Raw genomic sequence first — 17,411 nt, forward strand, 5'->3', positions numbered from 1 at the left:
CCTACCCCGTCGGCATCAGGAACACTTCGCGCACCGCGCAGCGCGGGTCGGCTTCGAGCGCGTGCATGACGGCAGCGGCGACGTCCTCGGGTTTCAGCTTGTCGGGCTTGGCCTCGTCGAAGAAGGGCGTGTCGACCATGCCCGGCGCGACGACGGTGCAGCGCCCGCCCCACTCCTTCATCTCCTCGGCGAGGTTGCCGGCGAAGCCGTGCACGAACCACTTGGTCGCGCCGTAGACCGAGCCCGACAGGTGAACACGCCCGGCGGCCGATCCGGTGAGGATCATGTGCCCCGTCGTCTTGTGCAACTCCGGCAGCGCGGCGCGGACGGTGTTTAGCAGGCCCATGACGTTGAGGTCGATCATGCCCTTCCAGTCGTCGACATCGCCCTTCTCGGCCCCGCCCGGCTTGCCGCCACGTCCTGCGTTGGCGAAGGCCGCGTTCAAGCCGCCGAACGTCTCGACGGTCTTCGTCACGGCACGTTCGACTTCGTCGTAGTCGGTCACGTCGCCGCGCAGGGCGAGGGCCCTGTCCCCGATTTCCTCGGCGAGCGCTTCCAGCTTGTCGGCGGAGCGCGCCATCAGCGCGACGTTCCAGCCGGCTTTCGCGGCCTGCCGGGCGGTTTCGGCGCCGATTCCGCTGGAGGCGCCGGTGATGAGCAGTGTCTTGGACATGTCGGACTTTCCGTTGTTCGCTTGGGTTCACATCCCAACGGACGAGGGCCGCCTTGCGGTCCATCCGCACAAGCGCTGTGCAGTTGTCCGACACGGGCAGCGCCGCTTGTCGCACCCCGACGATTTCCGCATTCTTGCCGCAAGGACCTGATAAGATGGCGGTCAGGGCGGCATGGTGCCGTCCGGCGGCCTCGCGCCGCGAATTCCATCAAGGACAGAGTTCCATGGAAGAAACTAAGGCCCCGCTCACGGAAGAGCAGAAAATGCGGCGCAGGGCTGCCCGCGATCTTGGTCGGGCGCTGTTTCGCGCCGACTTCGACACGGCCAATCCGGAGGCCACGGCGCAGGAACGCAAGGCGGCCTACAAGGACGTCTCGCGCCAGCAGACCAAGCTTGGCATGCGGATGATGCGCCGCCTGGAACAGAGCGGCTTCAAACTCGTTCCCGATCCGGAAGCGCTTGCCAGGATGACGGAGGCGAGCGCGGAGGCGACGGCCGCCTGATCTCACCAGAAAGGACCTGGCCGGAGCTCACACTCCGGCCTTTTCGTGCCCGATGCAGACAATTCTCTCGATCCCGACCCGGGGCCCCGGCCTCACCGATTTCACCCGCGAGGTCGCCGCCTGGGTGCAGGAACAGCGCTTGCCCGGCGATGCCCTTCTGACGCTGTTCGTCCAGCACACCTCCTGCTCGCTGCTGATCCAGGAGAACGCGGACCCCGATGTGCAAAGCGATCTGCTGGCATGGCTCAAGCGGTTCGTGCCGAACTCCGACGCACCCGAGATGTCCTACCTGACCCACACGGCAGAGGGGCCAGACGATATGCCGGCCCATATCAAGGCGTCGGTGCTTCCGGTCAGCTTGCAGATTCCTGTTCTGGACGGCCGTTTGCAGCTCGGAACTTGGCAGGGAATATACCTTTTCGAACATCGGCGGCGTCCGCACCATCGTCAGGTGGTGCTTCACCTCGCGTGAGTCCCTGATGCCGCACTTCGGACCCACATCTGGGGCCAGTCTCAATTCCGTTTCCAAATACTGCGGGCCTCCCTATAGTCTAGCCATAATAGAGGGCGAAGCCCCTAGAGGCAGACAAGAAGGGGACGAGGGCCATGCGCTGTCCGTTTTGTGGGAACGTCGACACCCAGGTGAAGGACTCGCGTCCGGCGGAGGATCACGTCGCGATCCGCAGACGGCGCTTCTGCCCGGCCTGCGGCGGTCGCTTCACGACCTACGAGCGAGTGCAGCTCCGTGACCTCGTCGTCATCAAGACCAATGGCCGCCGCGAGGATTTCGACCGCGACAAGCTGGAACGGTCGATCCGCATCGCGCTGCAGAAACGTCCGGTTGAGCCTGAACGCATGGACCAGATGATCTCGGGCATCGTGCGGCGGCTCGAAAGCATGGGCGAGACGGACATCCCCTCCAAGGTGATCGGCGAGATCGTGATGGAGAGCCTCGCGCGGATCGACACCGTCGCCTACGTCCGCTTCGCCAGCGTCTACAAGAACTTCCAGGCCGCGGACGATTTCGACAAGTTCGTCAGCGAGTTGCGCCCCGCCGTGACGCCCACCGAACAGTGACCGCGGAAGCCGACCGGCGCTACATGGCGCTGGCCCTGTCGCTCGCGCGTCAGGGTCTTGGGCGGACATGGCCCAACCCGTCGGTCGGCTGCGTTCTGGTCCGCGACGGGCGCATCCTCGCCCGCGCGCGGACCGCCGATGGCGGCCGTCCCCATGCGGAAGTCGGCGCGCTCGCCGGCGCCGATGCCTCCGGCGCGACGGCCTATGTCACCCTCGAGCCCTGTGCCCATGTGGGCGAGACGCCGGCCTGTGCCGATGAACTCGCCAAGGCCGGTGTCGCCCGCGTCGTGATCGGCTGCGGCGATCCGGACCCGCGCACCGCCGGGGCGGGGATCGCCAAGCTCATGGCGGCCGGGATCGAGGTCGAAACAGGCGTCATGGAAGCCGAGGCGCGGGACGTTACCGCCGGGTTCCTGACCCGCGTCACCGAGGGCCGGCCCTTCGTGACGCTGAAACTCGCCTCCAGTGTCGACGGCCGGATCGCCACCGCCACGGGCGAAAGCCAGTGGATCACCGGCCCCGCCGCACGACGCATGGTGCACCTGATGCGGGCCTCGCATGACGCGGTGATGGTCGGCGCCGGCACGGCGCGGGCAGACGATCCGTCGCTTACCGTGCGCGGGCTCGGCATCGACCGCCAGCCTGTGCGCGTCGTCCTGTCCCGCAGGCTCGATGTGCCCCGCGACGGCACCCTGGCCCGCACCGCACGCGAGGTGCCGGTCTGGATCCTCGTCGGGCCGGAGGCCGACAAGGCCGCGCGGGCACACTGGACCGACGCCGGCGCGACGCTGATCGACTGCGAGATCGACCACGGCCAGATCTCACCGGAGTCCGCGCTGGCCGCGCTCGGTGCGCAGGGCCTGACCCGCGTCTTCTGCGAAGGCGGCGGCGCGCTCGCCGCGACGCTGCTGGCGGCCGGTCTCGTTGATCAGCTGGTGACCTTCACCGCCGGCCTCGCGCTTGGCGCCGAGGGGCTGCCGATGATCGGGGCGATGGGGGTCGACCGCTTGGCCGAAGCGCCACGCTACGCGCTCACCGAAACCCGCGCCATCGGTCCGGACGCGATGCAGATCTGGCGGCGAACCTAGGCGGACTTCTCGAACTGCAGGCGGTAGAGTTCCGAATAGAGGCCGCCGCGCTCCAGCAATTCCTCGTGGCGGCCCTGATCGACGATGCGGCCCTGTTCCATCACCACGATCTTGTGCGCGTTCCGCACGGTCGACAGGCGGTGCGCGATGACGAGCGTGGTGCGGCCCTTCGACAGCCGGTCGAGCGCGTCCTGCACGATCTGCTCCGACCTCGTGTCGAGCGCGGAGGTCGCTTCGTCCAGCAGCAGGATCGGCGTGTCGCGCAGCAGGGCGCGGGCGATGGCGACACGCTGGCGCTGACCGCCCGACAGGTTCGAGCCGCGTGGCCCTGCGGGGCTTTGCAGCCCGTCCGACAGGTTCGGCAGGAAGTCGGCGACATGGGCGGCCCGCAGCACTTCGTCGAGCCGCTCGTCGGAGATGTCCTCCCGCCCGAACAGGATATTCTCGCGCAGTGTCTCGTCGAACAGCGCGGCGTCCTGCGACACGGTGGAGAACATCGCCCGCAGATCGGCAAGGTCCATGTCCTTTGCCGGCACTCCACCGATGGTCACGCGACCCGCGGCCGGATCGACGAGGCGCGTCAGCACGTTGAAGATCGTGCTCTTGCCTGCGCCCGACGCCCCGACGAGGGCCGTCGTCTGTCCCGCCTCCGCGACGAGGTCGATGCCCCGCAGCACTGCCATGTCGCCATAGGCGAGCTCGACCCCTTCGAGCCGTACTTCCGGTGCGGCGCCGGCAGGTGATTTGGCAGGCGTCGCGGGCGACGTGATGACCGGGCGCAGCGACAGGATGCCAAGGATCCGCTCGATCGAGGCGGCGGCGGACTGCCACGCACCGGACAGCTGACCGAGGCGGCGCATCGGGTCGAAGGCGAGGCCGATCGCGGTGAAGAAGGACATGAACTGCCCGACCGTCTTGTCGCCGGCGATGATCTCCGCCCCGCCGTAGATCAGCACGCAGAGGAAACCGATGCCCGACATGACGTCGAGCAGGCCGGGGATCGCGCTCTGCCCGGCGGCGGTCTTGACCTCGGCGTCGATGCGCTGCCGGACGAGCGCGGCGTCGCGGCGGGCCTGGTAGCCCTCGAGCCCGTTCAGCTTGATCGGGTTGATGCCGTGGAAGACTTCATCCAGCCGGGTCGCCATCTGCGACGCCAGCCCGCGCGCGCGACGGGCGCTCGTGCGGACGTAGCGCTGGACGATGAAGGACGGGATGATGAGCAGCGGCGCCCCGACCAGCGCGACCGCCGTCCAGCGCCAGTCGATCGACAGCGCCACCCCGAACAGCCAGAGCAGCGCGACGAGGTCGCGGCCGAGGCCGGTGGCGATGGTGGCCCAGATCGAGTTGATCGCGGTGACGTCGCCCTGCACCCGCTCGATCAGTTCGCCCGGCGATTTGGCCTGGTGAAACGAGGTGTCGAGCGTCATCAGGTGGCGCAACAGGTCCGAGCGGATCGCGGCGGCCGTGCGCTGCGCGATCCGCGTCAGCAGGATCTTGTGCGCCATCGAGGCGATGGCCCGCACGATGAAGATGCCGAGGATGCCGAGGCCGACCCAGGCGATCGCGCCCTGATCCTTGCCGACGAAGATCCGGTCGAACATCGGCTCGATCATCAGCGACAACAGGCCGAGCGCGGAGCCCTCGATCGCCATGATCGACACGGCGATCGCGAGCGGCAACTTGAAGCGGCTGAGGTAGCTGCGCCAGAGCCAGGCGAACAGGCGTTTGCTGTCGGGGGACGCGTGTTCGGTGCTCTTGGTCATGGCGCGCAGATAAGGCTGCAGGCGGTGGCATTGCAAGCGGCGGGGACTCGTTGACCTTCCCGGCCGGCTCGACCAATGTCTGCGCCGACAAATCTCCCGCACAGGATCGCACGATGTCGCTCGCCAACGGTCGCCACTACCTTGCCATTCCCGGCCCCTCCGTCATGCCCGACCCGGTGCTCGCGGCGATGCACCGCCCGGCGCCGAACATCTACGAGGGCGAGATCGTCGACGTCGTCGGCTCTATCTCCGAGGACCTCAAGTGGGTCGCCGGCACAAAGCACGACGTGGCGATCTACATCTCGAACGGTCACGGCGCATGGGAAGCGGCGCTCGCCAACATCGCGTCGCCCGGCGACCGCGTGCTGGTCGCCCAGACCGGGCGCTTCGCCGTCGGATGGGCCGAGATGGCGAACGCCATGGGGATCGAGACGGAGATGGTCGACTTCGGCCTCACCTCCTCGATCGAACCGGATCGCATCGAATCCGCGCTGCGGGCGGACGTGGACAAGACGATCAAGGCGGTTCTGGTGAACCACGTCGACACGGCGACGTCGTTGCGCAACGACATCGCCGCCGTGCGCGCCGCGATCGACGCGGCCGACCACCCGGCCCTGCTGATGGTCGACTGCATCGCCTCGCTCGCCTGCGACCGCTACGAGATGGACAACTGGGGCGCCGACATCACCGTCGCGGGCTCCCAGAAGGGGCTGATGACTCCTCCGGGGCTCGGCTTCGTCTTCTTCAGCGACCGCGCGGCAGAGGCGCAGGCCGGTCGGTCCGTCAGCAACTACTGGAACTGGAGCCCGCGCTCGCGGCCCAACCAGTTCTACCAATATTTCGGCGGCACGGCCCCGACGCACCACATCTACGGACTGCGGCAGGCGCTCGACATGCTGAAGGACGAGGGGATGGAGGCGGTCTGGCACCGTCACGAAGTCTTCGCCAACGCCTACTGGGCCGCCATCGACGCGTGGAGCGAAGGCGGCGAGATCCGCCTCAACGTGCCCGACCAGCGCAACCGGTCCCATGCCGTGACCTCGGTCTACCTGCCGGGGGCGGAGGAGATGCGGCAATGGTGCTCGCAGAACCTCGGCGTGACTTTCGGGATCGGGCTTGGCCGCGAACCCTCCATGGACTGGTTCCGCATCGGACATATGGGCCACATCAACGCGCACATGGTTCTCGGCACGATCGGCGTGATCGAAGCGGGCATGATCGCGATGAAGAAGCCCCACGGCGAAGGCGCGGGCGGGATCGCCGCGCGCATCATCGCCGAAGGTGCGCTGGCCTGAAGTCAGGAGAGCTGGCGCTGCAGTTCGAGATGCAGCCGCGCAGAGCGGCGGCGGCGCCAGTTCAACACCCGGAAAAGCAGGTCGCAGGCGAACGCGGCGATCAGGACCATGCGGAATCCGCCGAGCACGGCAATGGTGAGAAGACCGACGAACAATGTCAGGCCGGTCGTGACCAGAAAGGCCGACGTGTAGTCCTCGACCCGGTCAGGATAGGTTTTCATGTGGTGTCTTGTCCCTCGTAAACCGGTTTCGCGTCTGACCCCTCAAAACGTACAGCATGAATGGCGGTGCAGGGTTACTGGTTCCTTAATGCGTCGAGCTCGGCAAGAGATCGCCGCAACGCCTGCGCGAAACACTCCGTATCCTCGGGCCGGCCGCAGCTGACACGAATACATCTGGACAAGGGTTCGACACCGGGCATCCGAACGAATACGCCGTTTTTCTCGAGCGCTTTCAGAAGGCTGGCAGCGAAAGCACCATCGCGCCCGCAGTCGATGGCGACGAAATTGGTGGCGGAGGGAATGGCCTTGAGCCCCGCCTCTTCCGCGATCCGGGTCAGCGCGATGCGGGCGTCCGACACCTGACCGATAACGGACGATAGCCACTCATTGTCTCCGATCGCGGCCAGCGCGCCGGCCTGACTGACGCGAGTCATGCCGAAATGATCGCGGACACGCTCGAACGTGGCGATCAGGTCGGGATGCCCGATGGCGTAGCCGACCCGCGCCCCGGCGAGGCCATGCGCCTTGGAGAAGGTGCGGAAGCGGATCACCCGCGGATCGTCCGCCCGCTCCGGCAGGCGCGATCCCGGCGGCATGAAATCGGCATAGGCCTCGTCCAGCAGCATCAACGTGCCCTCGGGCAGCGCGTCGATGGTGCGGGCGATCGTCTCGGGCGCGTGCCACGTACCCATCGGGTTGTCGGGATTGCAGAGGTAGAGCAGCTTCGCCCCGACCTCCTTCGCCTTGGCGAGCAGCCGGTCCGGATCCTCGTGATCCGCGGTGTAGGGCACCTTGTGGAGCGCCCCGCCGAAACCGACGACATGATAGTTGAACGTCGGATAGGCGCCGTCCGATGTGACGACGGGCGTGCCGTCGGTCACGGTGAGGCGAACGAGGTTGCCGAGCAGCCCGTCGATCCCGCCACCGACGATGACGTTCTCCGGCTTCACGCCGTGATACTCGGCGATGGCGTTGCGCAAGTCGTGGCTCGTGCTGTCGCCGTATTTCCAGCTTTCGGCCGCCTCTCGCTTCATCGCCTCCACGGCGTTCGGCGAGGGCCCGAAGACGCTCTCGTTCGCGCCGAGGCGGGCGTCGAAGGGGGCACCGCGCTGACGCTCGAGCGTCTCGGGGCCGACGAAGGGAACGGTCGGGGGCAGCGACGCGGCGAGCGGCGTCAGGTAGCGGTCCTTGGTCATGGCGCGGACCATGGCAGGGCCCGCCGCCGAGGGCAATCAGCCGTCGCCGTAGGCCGTCCGCACGATATCGGCGAGGCCGGCCGCCGCGGCGCCCTGCCCCTGCTCCGAGTAGTAAAGGTTCACCATGATCTCTTTCAGCTCGGGCAGTGCGCCGCCGTGCTGGATCGGCTCGAGGTAGATCGGCTCCGTCCCCTCCAGCCGGGCGGTCACGGCGAGGTCGGCGGACACCGTCGCGTCGATGGAGCGGCTCGCAACGCTGTCGACCGCCATCTCCCAGCCGATCCCCGCCTTGTCGAGCAGTGCGACGATCCCGGCGCGAAAGATGCAGTGCCGCTCGAACGCCAGCCGCAATGGGCGGTCGCGCCAGGCCACGCCCTGCGGTGCGCCGAGCCAGTTGAGCCTTTTGGTCACCAGCGTCTCGCCGCCCGCGTCGAGATTATCCTCGGTCGTCAGGATCACGTCGGCCTCGCCGCGCCGGAACTGTTCCTTCAGGTCGCGGGTAAAGCCCGACAGCAGCTGCACCTTCATGTTGGGATATTCGACCGAATAACGGCGCAGCACCGTCGGGATCACCGGGTAGACGATGTCATGCGGCACGCCGAGCGTGATCTCGCCCTCGAATTCCTTCGAGGTGAGGCGGCGGAAGACCTCATCGTTGATGGTCAGCATCTTGCGCGCGTGGGACAAAAGCTGCTCGCCCGCCGCCGTCAGACCGAGCCCCCGGCCCGCCCGGTCGAAGAGCCGCGTGTCGAGGCTGTCTTCCAGCCGCTTGATCTGCATCGAGACGGCGGATTGTGTCAGGTTGAGCAGCCCGGCCGCGCGGGTCACTCCGCCGGATTCGGCGGTGGCGACGAAAGAGCGGACGGCGGTCAGGTCGAGATTTCTCGGCATATCACGTTCCGTGATGGATCACTTGTGAATCATTCGTTTCCATTGTGCCTGACACCCCCCTATCTATCAAGCATCCTGATGGACGGACCCTGATCCATCAAGACGAGAGCCATGACGCGACCGGGGGCGGTGCGTCACCCTGTCTTGAGACCTCCGGGCCGGTCCCCCAAACCGACTGTCACGAGGACACGTAAAATGAACTACGCAAGCACCACCATCTCCCCCTCCCGGCTGTTCCAGCCTCGCCGGCTCCCCGGCATCCGCCACTATGTCGCGCTTCTGCGCCAGCGTCGCGCCCTTGCGCGCCTTGACGATCGCGCGCTCGCCGACATCGGCCTGACCCGCGCAGAGGCCTGGTCCGAAGCCGATCGGCCGCTCTGGGATGTCCCCGCGCACTGGCTTCGCTGAGGCGTCGGCAACAATCCTGCGTGAACCCGTAGGATTTGAACGATCGCGGTCCGGATCTTCTTGAATCCAATGGCCGAACCCCCAATATTCGACACAAGGTCCAAGACTGGGCCAGTGTCTTTAACCTTGGAGGGTTTTGATGGCTGACTATCAGACGGTCCGGACAGCCGGCGGCGTTCGCTCCGCCGCCATCGACGAAGGGCTCCGGGCCCACATGAACAAAGTCTACGGCACGATGTCCGTGGGCATGCTGATCACCGCACTCGCGGCCTGGGCCATCAACGGGCTCGCCGTGACGGATGTGGCAAACGAATACGCGATCGGCAACGGTCGTTTCCTGACCGACATCGGCTATGCGCTTTATGCGTCGCCGCTGAAATGGGTCGTGATGTTCCTGCCGCTGGTCATGGTTTTCGCCTTCGGCGCCATGATCAACCGCCTCTCGGCGGCCGGTGCGCAGCTGTTCTTCTACGCCTTCGCGGCGCTGATGGGCCTCAGCCTGAGCTGGATCTTCATCGCCTTCACGTCTTACTCGATCGTGCAGGTGTTCCTCGTGACCGCCGTGGCCTTCGCCGGTCTGTCCCTCTGGGGCTACACCACGAAGAAGGACATTTCCGGCTGGGGATCGTTCCTGATCATGGGCGTGATCGGCCTGATCGTCGCGTCCATCGTGAACATCTTCCTCGCCTCCCCGGCGATCATGTTCGCGATCTCCGTGATCGGCGTGCTGATCTTCGCGGGCCTGACCGCCTACGACACGCAGAACATCAAGAATACCTACATCGCCCACGCGGCGCATGGGGATCAGGAGTGGCTCGGCAAGGCGGCTATCATGGGCGCGCTGAACCTCTACCTCGACTTCATCAACATGTTCATGTTCCTGCTGCAGCTCATGGGCAACCGGGAATAAAAGCGACCTGACGTTCTGGAAAGGCCGCCTTCGGGCGGCCTTTTCCGTTTCAGGGACCGCGAAGGAGATCGGAATGAGTGACACGATCGTACTTGCCGTGACCGGGTCGGACCGGGTCAGGTTCCTCGACAATCTCGTCACCAACGATGTGCCCGCACCGGGCGCCGGACTGCGCTATGCCGCCCTACTCACGCCGCAGGGGAAATACCTCGCCGATTTTCTGATGCTTGGCCAAGCGGATCGAATCCTGATCGACGTGCCCACTGCCGTGGCGCCCGTGCTGATGCAGCGCCTGTCGATGTACAAGCTGCGTGCCGATGTCGGGATCGAGGAGACGGCCCTGTCCGTCCGCCGCGGCACCGGCCCCGCGCCGGACGGCGCGTATGCCGATCCCCGCGATCCCGCGCTTGGCTGGCGTCTCTATGGCGACGATGGCGACGACGGCGGCATCGACTGGAACGCGGTCCGGGTGGCCAATACTATCCCCGAGGCGGGCGTGGAACTGACAGCCGACAGCTACATCCTCGAGATGGGCTTCGAGCGGCTCGGCGGCGTCGATTTCCGCAAGGGCTGCTACGTCGGGCAGGAAGTGACCGCCCGGATGAAACACAAGACCGAGCTTCGCAAGGGCCTGCGACGGGTGCGTCTGGAGGGCCCGGCCGAAACGGGCACGGAGATCACGGCAGACGGAAAACCGGCCGGCACGTTGCACACGGTTGCCGGACCCCATGCACTGGCCTACCTGCGGTTCGATCGAACGGGAGGCGCGATGAGCGCCGGAGGGGCTGCCGTCGCACTCGACGATTAACCCTGGGTTAACCACGCGACTTCAGCCTGAACAAATGTGACGAAACTTTGACGAATCGTTGACCAGATCCCGACTGGTCCTAGGTTCGCAGCGGAAAACGGCCGAAATGCGCCGAAAATGCCGGATAACTCGATTTAGCCATGCGTAAGGGGCATAGCTGACATTCCCAGAACGGGGCCCCGAATCGGGTCTAAAACTGCATATTCCCCGGACGCTGAAAGTCACAAGACCAAAAAATAAAAGGAAGCGAGATGAACGATTTCGTCGATGGCACCGCCTTCAACAACGAGCAGGGCAATCGGTCCCGCAAGCTCTTTGCCGCGGTGGTGCTCGCTGCTCTCGACGACGCGATCGCCGACGACAAGAAGTACGGCAACGGTCCCGAGCAGATCGCCCGCTGGGCGCGCTCTCGTGACGGCCGTGAGGTCCTCTCCTGCGCGGGCATCGACCCGAACGAGCGGGTCGTGAACGGTCTCATGGAATTCGTGGCAAAAGGTGTTCGCACCTCCGTCGCGCTGTCGCGCGAGGAAAGCGAGCGTCGTCACGCTGCGGAACTGGCCCAGGCTGCCGCCTGATCCACCCTCAAAAAATGCTGCCAACGAAACACGCGGTCCCAAGGGGCCGCGTGTTTCGTTTCAGGGGCCGCCGAACACGAAAGCCCACATGACGAGCGGCAGCAACTGCGTCGCCCCCGCCAGCAGGATCAGCCCCCTGGGGATCCAGCCATCGAACCGGCGCCACAGCACGAGGCAGAGGATGAGGCACACCCCGATCTCGATCGGGCCGACGATCTCGCCGTAGTGGCGGCGGTCCCAGTAGCTGACCGGACTTTCGAAGATCCAGGACGTCAGCGGCCAGAAATGCGGCCGGCCGTCGTCGTGATGCAGCGGAAAGTCGAAGGCGAGGTGCAACAGCGCCGCGCCGGTCAGCGCGATGACGACCCGGTTTTTCAGCGCCAGCCCGACGGCCAGCGCGATGCCCCAGAGGATGAAGCTGTTGTCGATGCGGAACACCCGGCCCCAGCTTTCGGAGAAGTAGAGCTCTCCGAACACCGTCTCTGGCGGCGTGCCGAGGATGAAGAGGTGCCACCCCGCCAGCAGGTACAGCGACAGGTCCGGCAGCAGCGCACCGATGATGGCGGCGGTGCTCTCTGCCGGGCGGCCGGGCCGCGCGAAGGCGGCGGCGCCGAAGATCAGGTGCGCCGGCGTGTTCACCACTTCCCCCTGCCCTGTCGCTGACCTAGACCACCCTGCGGAGGCGCCGATGACAAGAGCCATCATGATCCAGGGCGCCGGCAGCAATGTCGGCAAGTCGCTCTTCGTGGCCGGTCTCGCGCGGGCGGCACGTCTGCGCGGCCTCTCCGTCGCGCCGTTCAAGCCACAGAACATGTCGAACAATGCCGCCGTGACCGCCGACGGCGGCGAGATCGGCCGGGCACAGGCGCTGCAGGCGCTCGCGGCTGGGCTCGACCCGGTGACGGACATGAACCCGGTCCTGCTGAAGCCAGAGACCGACACCGGTGCGCAGGTGATCGTTCAGGGCCGCCGCCACGCGACCCTGCGCGCCCGCGACTATGGCCGGATGAAGGGCGAACTGCTGCCCCGCGTGCTCGAAAGCTACCACAGGCTCGGTGCCGGGCGGGACCTGCTGATCGTGGAGGGCGCCGGCAGCCCGGCGGAGGTGAACCTGCGCGGCGGCGACATCGCCAACATGGGCTTCGCCGAGGCCGCGGCCTGCCCCGTGGTTCTGGTTGGCGACATCGACCGCGGCGGCGTCATCGCGCAGCTCGTCGGCACTCACGCGGTACTGCCCGACGGCGACCGCGCCCTGATCCGGGGGTTCGCGATCAACAAGTTCCGGGGCGACGTCTCTCTCTTCGACGAGGGGATGGAGGTCATCGCCGCCCGCACCGGCTGGGCCCCGATCGGCGTGCTGCCCTTCTTCGAGGACGCGTGGCGGCTGCCGGCGGAGGACATCCTCGACCTCCGCGCCGGCCCGGGGCGCGACGGCGTGAAGATCGCCGTGCCGAAGCTGCGCCGGATCGCCAATTTCGACGACCTCGATCCGCTGTCGGCCACTCCCGGTGTGACGGTCGAGATCGTGGAGCCCGGACGCCCCCTGCCCGGCGACGCCGCGCTGGTGCTGATCCCCGGCTCGAAGGCGACGATCTCGGACCTTGCCGACTTCCGCGCGCAGGGCTGGGACATCGACCTGAAGGCGCATCTACGGCGCGGCGGGCGTGTCCTTGGCCTCTGCGGCGGCTACCAGATGCTCGGCCGCAGGATCGCCGACCCGGAGGGGATCGAGGGCGCACCGGGCGAGGTCGAAGGCCTCGGCCTGCTCGATGTCGACACGGTGATGTCGGCCGAGAAGCGGCTGTCGCTCACCCGCGCGACGGAGCGGGAGAGCGGCTTCGGCGTCGAGGGTTACGAGATCCATATCGGCGCGACGACCGGCCCCGATTGCGCGCGCGCCTGGCTCGATCTGGAGGACGGGCGCCGCGAAGGCGCGACCTCGCCCGACGGACTGGTGCAGGGCAGCTATCTGCATGGCCTGTTTTCCTCCGATGCGTTCCGCGCGGCATATCTCGACCGGCTTGGCGTCGGCGCCGCGCCCTTCGCCCATGCGGCCTCGATCGAGACGACACTCGACGCGCTCGCTGCCCATATCGAGGCGCATCTCGACGTCGACCGGCTCTTGGCACTGGCGGAGCCCGTCCCCGAGGCCTGACCTTAACAGTTGCAATGCGCGCGCCGCGGCGGTTTCGTCGGGACCGATGCCAGACGGGAGACGCAATGCCGGACGTGCTGAAGAACCCTTATCGCGGCGCCGGGCTCGACCTTGGCATGCCCCGGCCCGTGGACGACCCATCCGCCGTGTCGCGTTTGCTCGCCCTTTGTCCGAGGCATGGCGACACGCCGTTGCTGGACGTGCCCGACCTCGCCGCGCACTGTGGCGTCGCCGCCGTACGGATCAAGGACGAGCGTGGGCGCATGGGGCTCGGCAGTTTCAAGGCGCTCGGCGCGGCCTTCGTCATCGCCCGCGATGCGGCCGCGAACGACCCCGATGACTGGACCTCCGCCCTAAGCGGGTGGACTTACGTCGCCGCCAGTGCCGGCAACCACGGCCTGTCCGTCGCGGCAGGAGCTGCGCTGTTCGGGGCGCGTGCGCTGATCTACCTCGCCGACACCGTCCCGGAGGCTTTCGCTCACCGTCTTCGTGCCAAGGGCGCCGAAGTCGTGCGCAGCGGCGCGACCTACGAGGCCAGCATGGATGCGGCAGAGGCCGCCGCCGCCGAGAACGGCTGGACCCTGCTGTCCGACAGCACGTGGGAGGGGTCGCTCGACACCGGACGCGGCGTGATGGAAGGCTATCTTCAGATGGCGGTCGAGGCCGCCGACGCCATGGATGAGGCGCCCACACATATCCTGTTGCAGGCCGGGGTCGGCGGACTTGCCGGCGCCGTCGCGGCTTACGCCCGCAAGCGGTGGAGCGACGGGCCTGAGATCATCGTGGTGGAGCCCGCCGCCGCGCCCGCCCTGATCGAGAGCGTCCGCGCCGGCCGTGCCGTCACCGCCGAAGGGCCGGTCTCCGCGATGGGGCGGCTCGACTGCAAGACACCGTCGCTCGTGGCGCTCGCCGGCCTCTCCGCCGACGCCGACCGGTTCGTCACGATCAGCGAGGGAGAAGCGGCAGAGGGCGTGTCGGTCCTCTACCGGCTCGGCCTCGACACCACGCCATCGGGCGGCGCGGGCCTTGCCGCGCTGATCGCCGGATTGCCCGACATCGGGCCTGACGCCCGCATCCTCGCCATCCTCAGCGAAGGCCCGGAGGGATGAACGACCGCCCGACCCTCTTCCCGGTCGCCGAGTTTCATGGCCGGGTCGAGGGCTTGCAGCGACGGTTGGCGCAGGCCGGACAGGACGCGCTGCTGCTGACCTCTGCCGCCGACATCTTCTATGTCACCGGTTTCCTCACGCGGTTCTGGGAAAGCCCCGCACGGCCGTGGTTCCTGCTCGTTCCCGCTAAGGGCGCGCCTGTCGCGGTCATCCCAGCCATCGGGCGGGACCTGATGGAGCGGACATGGATCACCGACATCCGCATGTGGGACGCGCCCGATCCCCGCGACGACGGCATTTCGCTTCTGGCCGACGCGATCAGCGAACATGTCCCGCCCGACGGTCTGCTCGGCGTTCCTATGGGCCTCGAGACGAGCCTGCGCATGCCACTTGCCGATTATCATCGGCTGCTCGACCGGATCGCGCCGCGCCGCCCGGCCGACGCCACCGACATCATCCAACGCGTGCGCGAAGTGAAGAGCGAGGCCGAAGTCGACCGCATCCGCCTCACCTGCGCCATCGCGAGCGAGGCTTTCGACGCGGTGCCTGCCATCGTCAACCGGGCGCCGACCCTCGACGCCGTGTTCCGGGGCTTTCAGTCCGCGCTGCTCGACGCCGGGGCGGACTGGGTCAGCTACACTGCCGGCGCGGCGGGCGCAGGGGGCTATGGCGACGTCATCTCGCCCGCCGGTCCGCAGCCGCTCTCCCCCGGAGACGTGCTGATGCTCGACACCGGGGCCGTGCGCGACGGCTATTTCTGCGACTTCGACCGCAACTTCTCGATCGGGCCGGTCGCGGACGAGACCCGACAGGCGCACGACGCCCTGCACGCGGCCACCGATCGGCTGATCGACGACCTCCGCCCGGGAATGCTCGCCTGTGACGCGCACCGGCAGCTGTGCGCCGCGCTCGAGCTGCGCGGAATGCGTCCCGGCGGTGGTCGCCTCGGCCACGGCCTCGGCGTGACGCTGACCGAATGGCCCTCCTTCACCGACCACGACCAGACGCCCCTCGTCGCCGGCATGGTGCTGACGATCGAGCCTTCCGTCGTACTGTCGTCCGGTCGCATCCTCGTCCACGAGGAGAACGTCGTCCTGCGCCCGGACGGGCCGGAGCTCCTCTCGCCCCGTGCGCCGGGAGAGATGGTGGAGATCCCGCTTTGACCGGCTTTCCCTACAGCCTGATCGAGGAGCCCTCGCCCGCCGGGCGGCTCGGCCTGATCGTGCTTCAGGTGGACGAGACGATCGAAGGCGACTTCCGCCGCCTGTTCCCCGACCCTGCGCTGACGCTCCATATCACGCGCATCCCCTCCGGCACCGAGCTGACGCCCGAGACGATCGCCGGCATGGCGGAGGGCCTGCCGCGCGCGACCGCGCTGCTGCCGCAGGTGCCGATGTTCGACGCGGTCGGCTACGCCTGCACATCCGGGACCCTGCTGCTCGGGCCGGAACGGGTCGAGGACCTCGTCCGCCGCAATTGCCGCACGCGGCGGGTTTGCACGCCCCTCACCGCGGCGGTCGAAGCGTTCCGGCACCTCGGCATCGCCCGCCTCGGGCTGGTGTCGCCCTACATCGCCTCAGTTTCCGAGCCGTTGCGCGAGGCGTTCGTCGCCTCCGGCGTCGAGGTGCCGAACGTCGTGAGCTTCGATGAATCGACCGAGGCCAACGTCGCCCGGATCGACGGGCGGTCACTGATGGCTGCGACCCGCGCGGTGGCGGACGGTGTCGACGCGGTCTTCCTGTCCTGCACCAACCTCCGAACGTTCGAGATCATCGCCCCCCTCGAAGCGGAACTGGGCGTGCCGGTCCTCAGCAGCAACAGCGTTTTCGGCTGGGCCATGGCACGGGACCTGCCAACCTGGAGCCGCCCGCACGGGCCAGGGCGGTTGTTTGGGTCTTAGTTCGGCCAGCGGGGCGACATTCCGGTCCGACCGCATATTTTCGCTGAAGGGTTCTTATCGGCGCCGGGCATGGCCTTGGCTCAAGCTGGCAGGACAGACCTCAAAGTATCGGCGAGCCTGCAGATGTGGCTTGAAGATACGACGATGGTCTACACCAAGTCGAAATTAGAGCGTGACAGGCCGGGAATTGGCCGAATACCTTCAACTGATGTTACTGAGACTTTTGTTGCGCGCGACGCGAAAGAAGCGTCGAAAAACACAAGAGCGGCCGATCCAAGTGCCAGCTCGACCGACGCCGGTTCCCTCTACAACGCGGCCTGCGCCTCCCAGACGCCCTGTTCCAGCGGCCACCCAATCGGTTTCCATAGAGACGCCGACCTCGCCGCTCATCGGCAAATGCTGGGTGATTGACGGTGACACCATTCAGATCGGTAAGGTCAGACTGCGCCTCGCCGGCATAGACGCACCTGAGCTTGAGCACCCATGGGGCAAGCGAGCCAAGTGGCAGCTGGTCCAATTATGCAAGGGTCAGTCCATTACGGCGAAGCTTGAGCCGGACCTGTCCTACGACCGGCTCGTTGCCACATGTTTCCTTCCCGATGGCCGCGACCTCAGCGCGGAGATGGTGAAGAGCGGGATGGCGCTCGACTGGAAGAAATTCTCAGGAGGCAAATACAGCCACCTCGAGCCCGAAGGCGTCCGCAAAAAGCACTGGAAAGCCGCGGCGCGGCAGCGCGGCGACATGCGCACTTTCGAGAAGTGATCCAGGGTTCCCCGATCGCCCGTGCTCACGAAGCGCACGATAAGCATAGGTCCGCCGCAGGAGGCCGCGGTGGAAC

20 protein-coding genes are annotated in these 17,411 nt (G+C 67.1%); 14 read left to right on the forward strand and 6 right to left on the reverse strand.

Features of this window, described 5'->3' with window-relative positions:
- Nucleotide 1: 1 nt before the first annotated feature.
- Entirely contained in the window at nucleotides 2-673 is a 672-nt protein-coding gene (locus tag I8N54_RS12000) for an SDR family oxidoreductase (RefSeq protein WP_140197050.1), read from the reverse strand.
- A gap of 155 nt (nucleotides 674-828) precedes the next feature.
- On the opposite strand from I8N54_RS12000, the gene I8N54_RS12005 reads away from it, so the two are divergent.
- The 4 genes from I8N54_RS12005 (at nucleotide 829) to ribD (ending at nucleotide 3,341) form a co-directional block, all read left to right on the forward strand.
- Entirely contained in the window at nucleotides 829-1,176 is a 348-nt protein-coding gene (locus I8N54_RS12005) for a hypothetical protein (RefSeq protein WP_197097657.1), read from the forward strand.
- Nucleotides 1,177-1,228: 52 nt separating this feature from the next.
- The gene (locus tag I8N54_RS12010; RefSeq protein ID WP_140197055.1) at nucleotides 1,229-1,648 is read left to right on the forward strand and encodes a secondary thiamine-phosphate synthase enzyme YjbQ; all 420 of its coding nucleotides are present in this window, start codon (nucleotides 1,229-1,231) and stop codon (nucleotides 1,646-1,648) included.
- Nucleotides 1,649-1,782: 134 nt separating this feature from the next.
- Nucleotides 1,783-2,253, forward strand: a complete 471-nt coding sequence (gene nrdR, locus I8N54_RS12015; protein ID WP_140197057.1) for a transcriptional regulator NrdR — start codon at nucleotides 1,783-1,785, stop codon at nucleotides 2,251-2,253.
- Nucleotides 2,250-3,341 (forward strand): bifunctional diaminohydroxyphosphoribosylaminopyrimidine deaminase/5-amino-6-(5-phosphoribosylamino)uracil reductase RibD, encoded by a 1,092-nt coding sequence (gene ribD / locus I8N54_RS12020; protein ID WP_231592735.1) that lies wholly within the window; start codon nucleotides 2,250-2,252, stop codon nucleotides 3,339-3,341. Before nrdR ends, ribD begins: the two co-directional genes overlap by 4 nt.
- Here the strand turns inward: ribD and I8N54_RS12025 are convergent.
- Nucleotides 3,338-5,104: an ABC transporter ATP-binding protein gene (locus I8N54_RS12025; RefSeq protein ID WP_140197061.1), complete on the reverse strand. Its 1,767-nt coding sequence runs from the start codon at nucleotides 5,102-5,104 to the stop codon at nucleotides 3,338-3,340. The two genes, ribD and I8N54_RS12025, sit on opposite strands and share 4 nt — an antisense overlap.
- A 113-nt stretch (nucleotides 5,105-5,217) precedes the next feature.
- On the opposite strand from I8N54_RS12025, the gene I8N54_RS12030 reads away from it, so the two are divergent.
- Nucleotides 5,218-6,399, forward strand: coding sequence for a pyridoxal-phosphate-dependent aminotransferase family protein (locus tag I8N54_RS12030; protein ID WP_140197064.1), 1,182 nt, complete (start codon nucleotides 5,218-5,220; stop codon nucleotides 6,397-6,399).
- Between the two features lie 2 nt (nucleotides 6,400-6,401).
- On the opposite strand, the gene I8N54_RS12035 is transcribed toward I8N54_RS12030, so the two are convergent.
- The 3 genes from I8N54_RS12035 to I8N54_RS12045 form a co-directional block, all read right to left on the reverse strand.
- A complete protein-coding gene (locus tag I8N54_RS12035) occupies nucleotides 6,402-6,620 on the reverse strand; it encodes a hypothetical protein (RefSeq protein ID WP_140197067.1) in 219 nt (72 codons plus the stop codon).
- 74 nt (nucleotides 6,621-6,694) lie between these two features.
- Nucleotides 6,695-7,816 carry a pyridoxal phosphate-dependent aminotransferase gene (locus I8N54_RS12040; protein WP_140197070.1) on the reverse strand — a complete coding sequence of 374 codons (1,122 nt, stop codon included), beginning with the start codon at nucleotides 7,814-7,816 and terminating at the stop codon, nucleotides 6,695-6,697.
- 36 nt (nucleotides 7,817-7,852) lie between these two features.
- The gene (locus tag I8N54_RS12045; protein ID WP_140197073.1) at nucleotides 7,853-8,707 is read right to left on the reverse strand and encodes a LysR family transcriptional regulator; all 855 of its coding nucleotides are present in this window, start codon (nucleotides 8,705-8,707) and stop codon (nucleotides 7,853-7,855) included.
- Nucleotides 8,708-8,902: 195 nt separating this feature from the next.
- On the opposite strand from I8N54_RS12045, the gene I8N54_RS12050 reads away from it, so the two are divergent.
- The 4 genes from I8N54_RS12050 (at nucleotide 8,903) to I8N54_RS12065 (ending at nucleotide 11,408) form a co-directional block, all read left to right on the forward strand.
- On the forward strand, nucleotides 8,903-9,115 hold the full coding sequence (locus I8N54_RS12050) for a DUF1127 domain-containing protein (protein ID WP_140197076.1): 213 nt from the start codon (nucleotides 8,903-8,905) through the stop codon (nucleotides 9,113-9,115).
- Between the two features lie 139 nt (nucleotides 9,116-9,254).
- The gene (locus tag I8N54_RS12055) at nucleotides 9,255-10,025 is read left to right on the forward strand and encodes a Bax inhibitor-1/YccA family protein (RefSeq protein WP_140197078.1); all 771 of its coding nucleotides are present in this window, start codon (nucleotides 9,255-9,257) and stop codon (nucleotides 10,023-10,025) included.
- A 73-nt stretch (nucleotides 10,026-10,098) separates the two neighbouring features.
- A complete protein-coding gene (gene ygfZ / locus I8N54_RS12060) occupies nucleotides 10,099-10,833 on the forward strand; it encodes a CAF17-like 4Fe-4S cluster assembly/insertion protein YgfZ (RefSeq protein WP_140197080.1) in 735 nt (244 codons plus the stop codon).
- A gap of 251 nt (nucleotides 10,834-11,084) precedes the next feature.
- The gene (locus I8N54_RS12065) at nucleotides 11,085-11,408 is read left to right on the forward strand and encodes a DUF6280 family protein (protein WP_140197082.1); all 324 of its coding nucleotides are present in this window, start codon (nucleotides 11,085-11,087) and stop codon (nucleotides 11,406-11,408) included.
- Nucleotides 11,409-11,468: 60 nt separating this feature from the next.
- Here the strand turns inward: I8N54_RS12065 and I8N54_RS12070 are convergent, their stop codons facing one another.
- Nucleotides 11,469-12,047, reverse strand: a complete 579-nt coding sequence (locus I8N54_RS12070; protein WP_140197084.1) for a cobalamin biosynthesis protein CobQ — start codon at nucleotides 12,045-12,047, stop codon at nucleotides 11,469-11,471.
- Nucleotides 12,048-12,096: 49 nt separating this feature from the next.
- Between I8N54_RS12070 and I8N54_RS12075 the strand changes: the two genes are divergently transcribed.
- From I8N54_RS12075 to I8N54_RS12095, 5 genes are all read left to right on the forward strand, one after another.
- On the forward strand, nucleotides 12,097-13,563 hold the full coding sequence (locus tag I8N54_RS12075; protein ID WP_140197086.1) for a cobyric acid synthase: 1,467 nt from the start codon (nucleotides 12,097-12,099) through the stop codon (nucleotides 13,561-13,563).
- Nucleotides 13,564-13,628: 65 nt separating this feature from the next.
- Nucleotides 13,629-14,672 carry a pyridoxal-phosphate dependent enzyme gene (locus tag I8N54_RS12080; RefSeq protein ID WP_140197088.1) on the forward strand — a complete coding sequence of 348 codons (1,044 nt, stop codon included), beginning with the start codon at nucleotides 13,629-13,631 and terminating at the stop codon, nucleotides 14,670-14,672.
- Entirely contained in the window at nucleotides 14,669-15,835 is a 1,167-nt protein-coding gene (locus I8N54_RS12085) for a M24 family metallopeptidase (protein ID WP_140197090.1), read from the forward strand. The genes I8N54_RS12080 and I8N54_RS12085 overlap by 4 nt, the downstream gene beginning before the upstream one ends.
- Nucleotides 15,832-16,572, forward strand: coding sequence for a maleate cis-trans isomerase family protein (locus I8N54_RS12090; protein ID WP_140197092.1), 741 nt, complete (start codon nucleotides 15,832-15,834; stop codon nucleotides 16,570-16,572). The genes I8N54_RS12085 and I8N54_RS12090 overlap by 4 nt, the downstream gene beginning before the upstream one ends.
- 187 nt (nucleotides 16,573-16,759) lie before the next feature.
- Nucleotides 16,760-17,335, forward strand: a complete 576-nt coding sequence (locus I8N54_RS12095; RefSeq protein ID WP_232790391.1) for a thermonuclease family protein — start codon at nucleotides 16,760-16,762, stop codon at nucleotides 17,333-17,335.
- The last annotated feature ends 76 nt before the right edge of the window (nucleotides 17,336-17,411 follow it).

Source organism: Pelagovum pacificum, assembly GCF_016134045.1.
Taxonomy (GTDB): Bacteria; Pseudomonadota; Alphaproteobacteria; order Rhodobacterales; family Rhodobacteraceae; genus Oceanicola; species Oceanicola pacificus_A.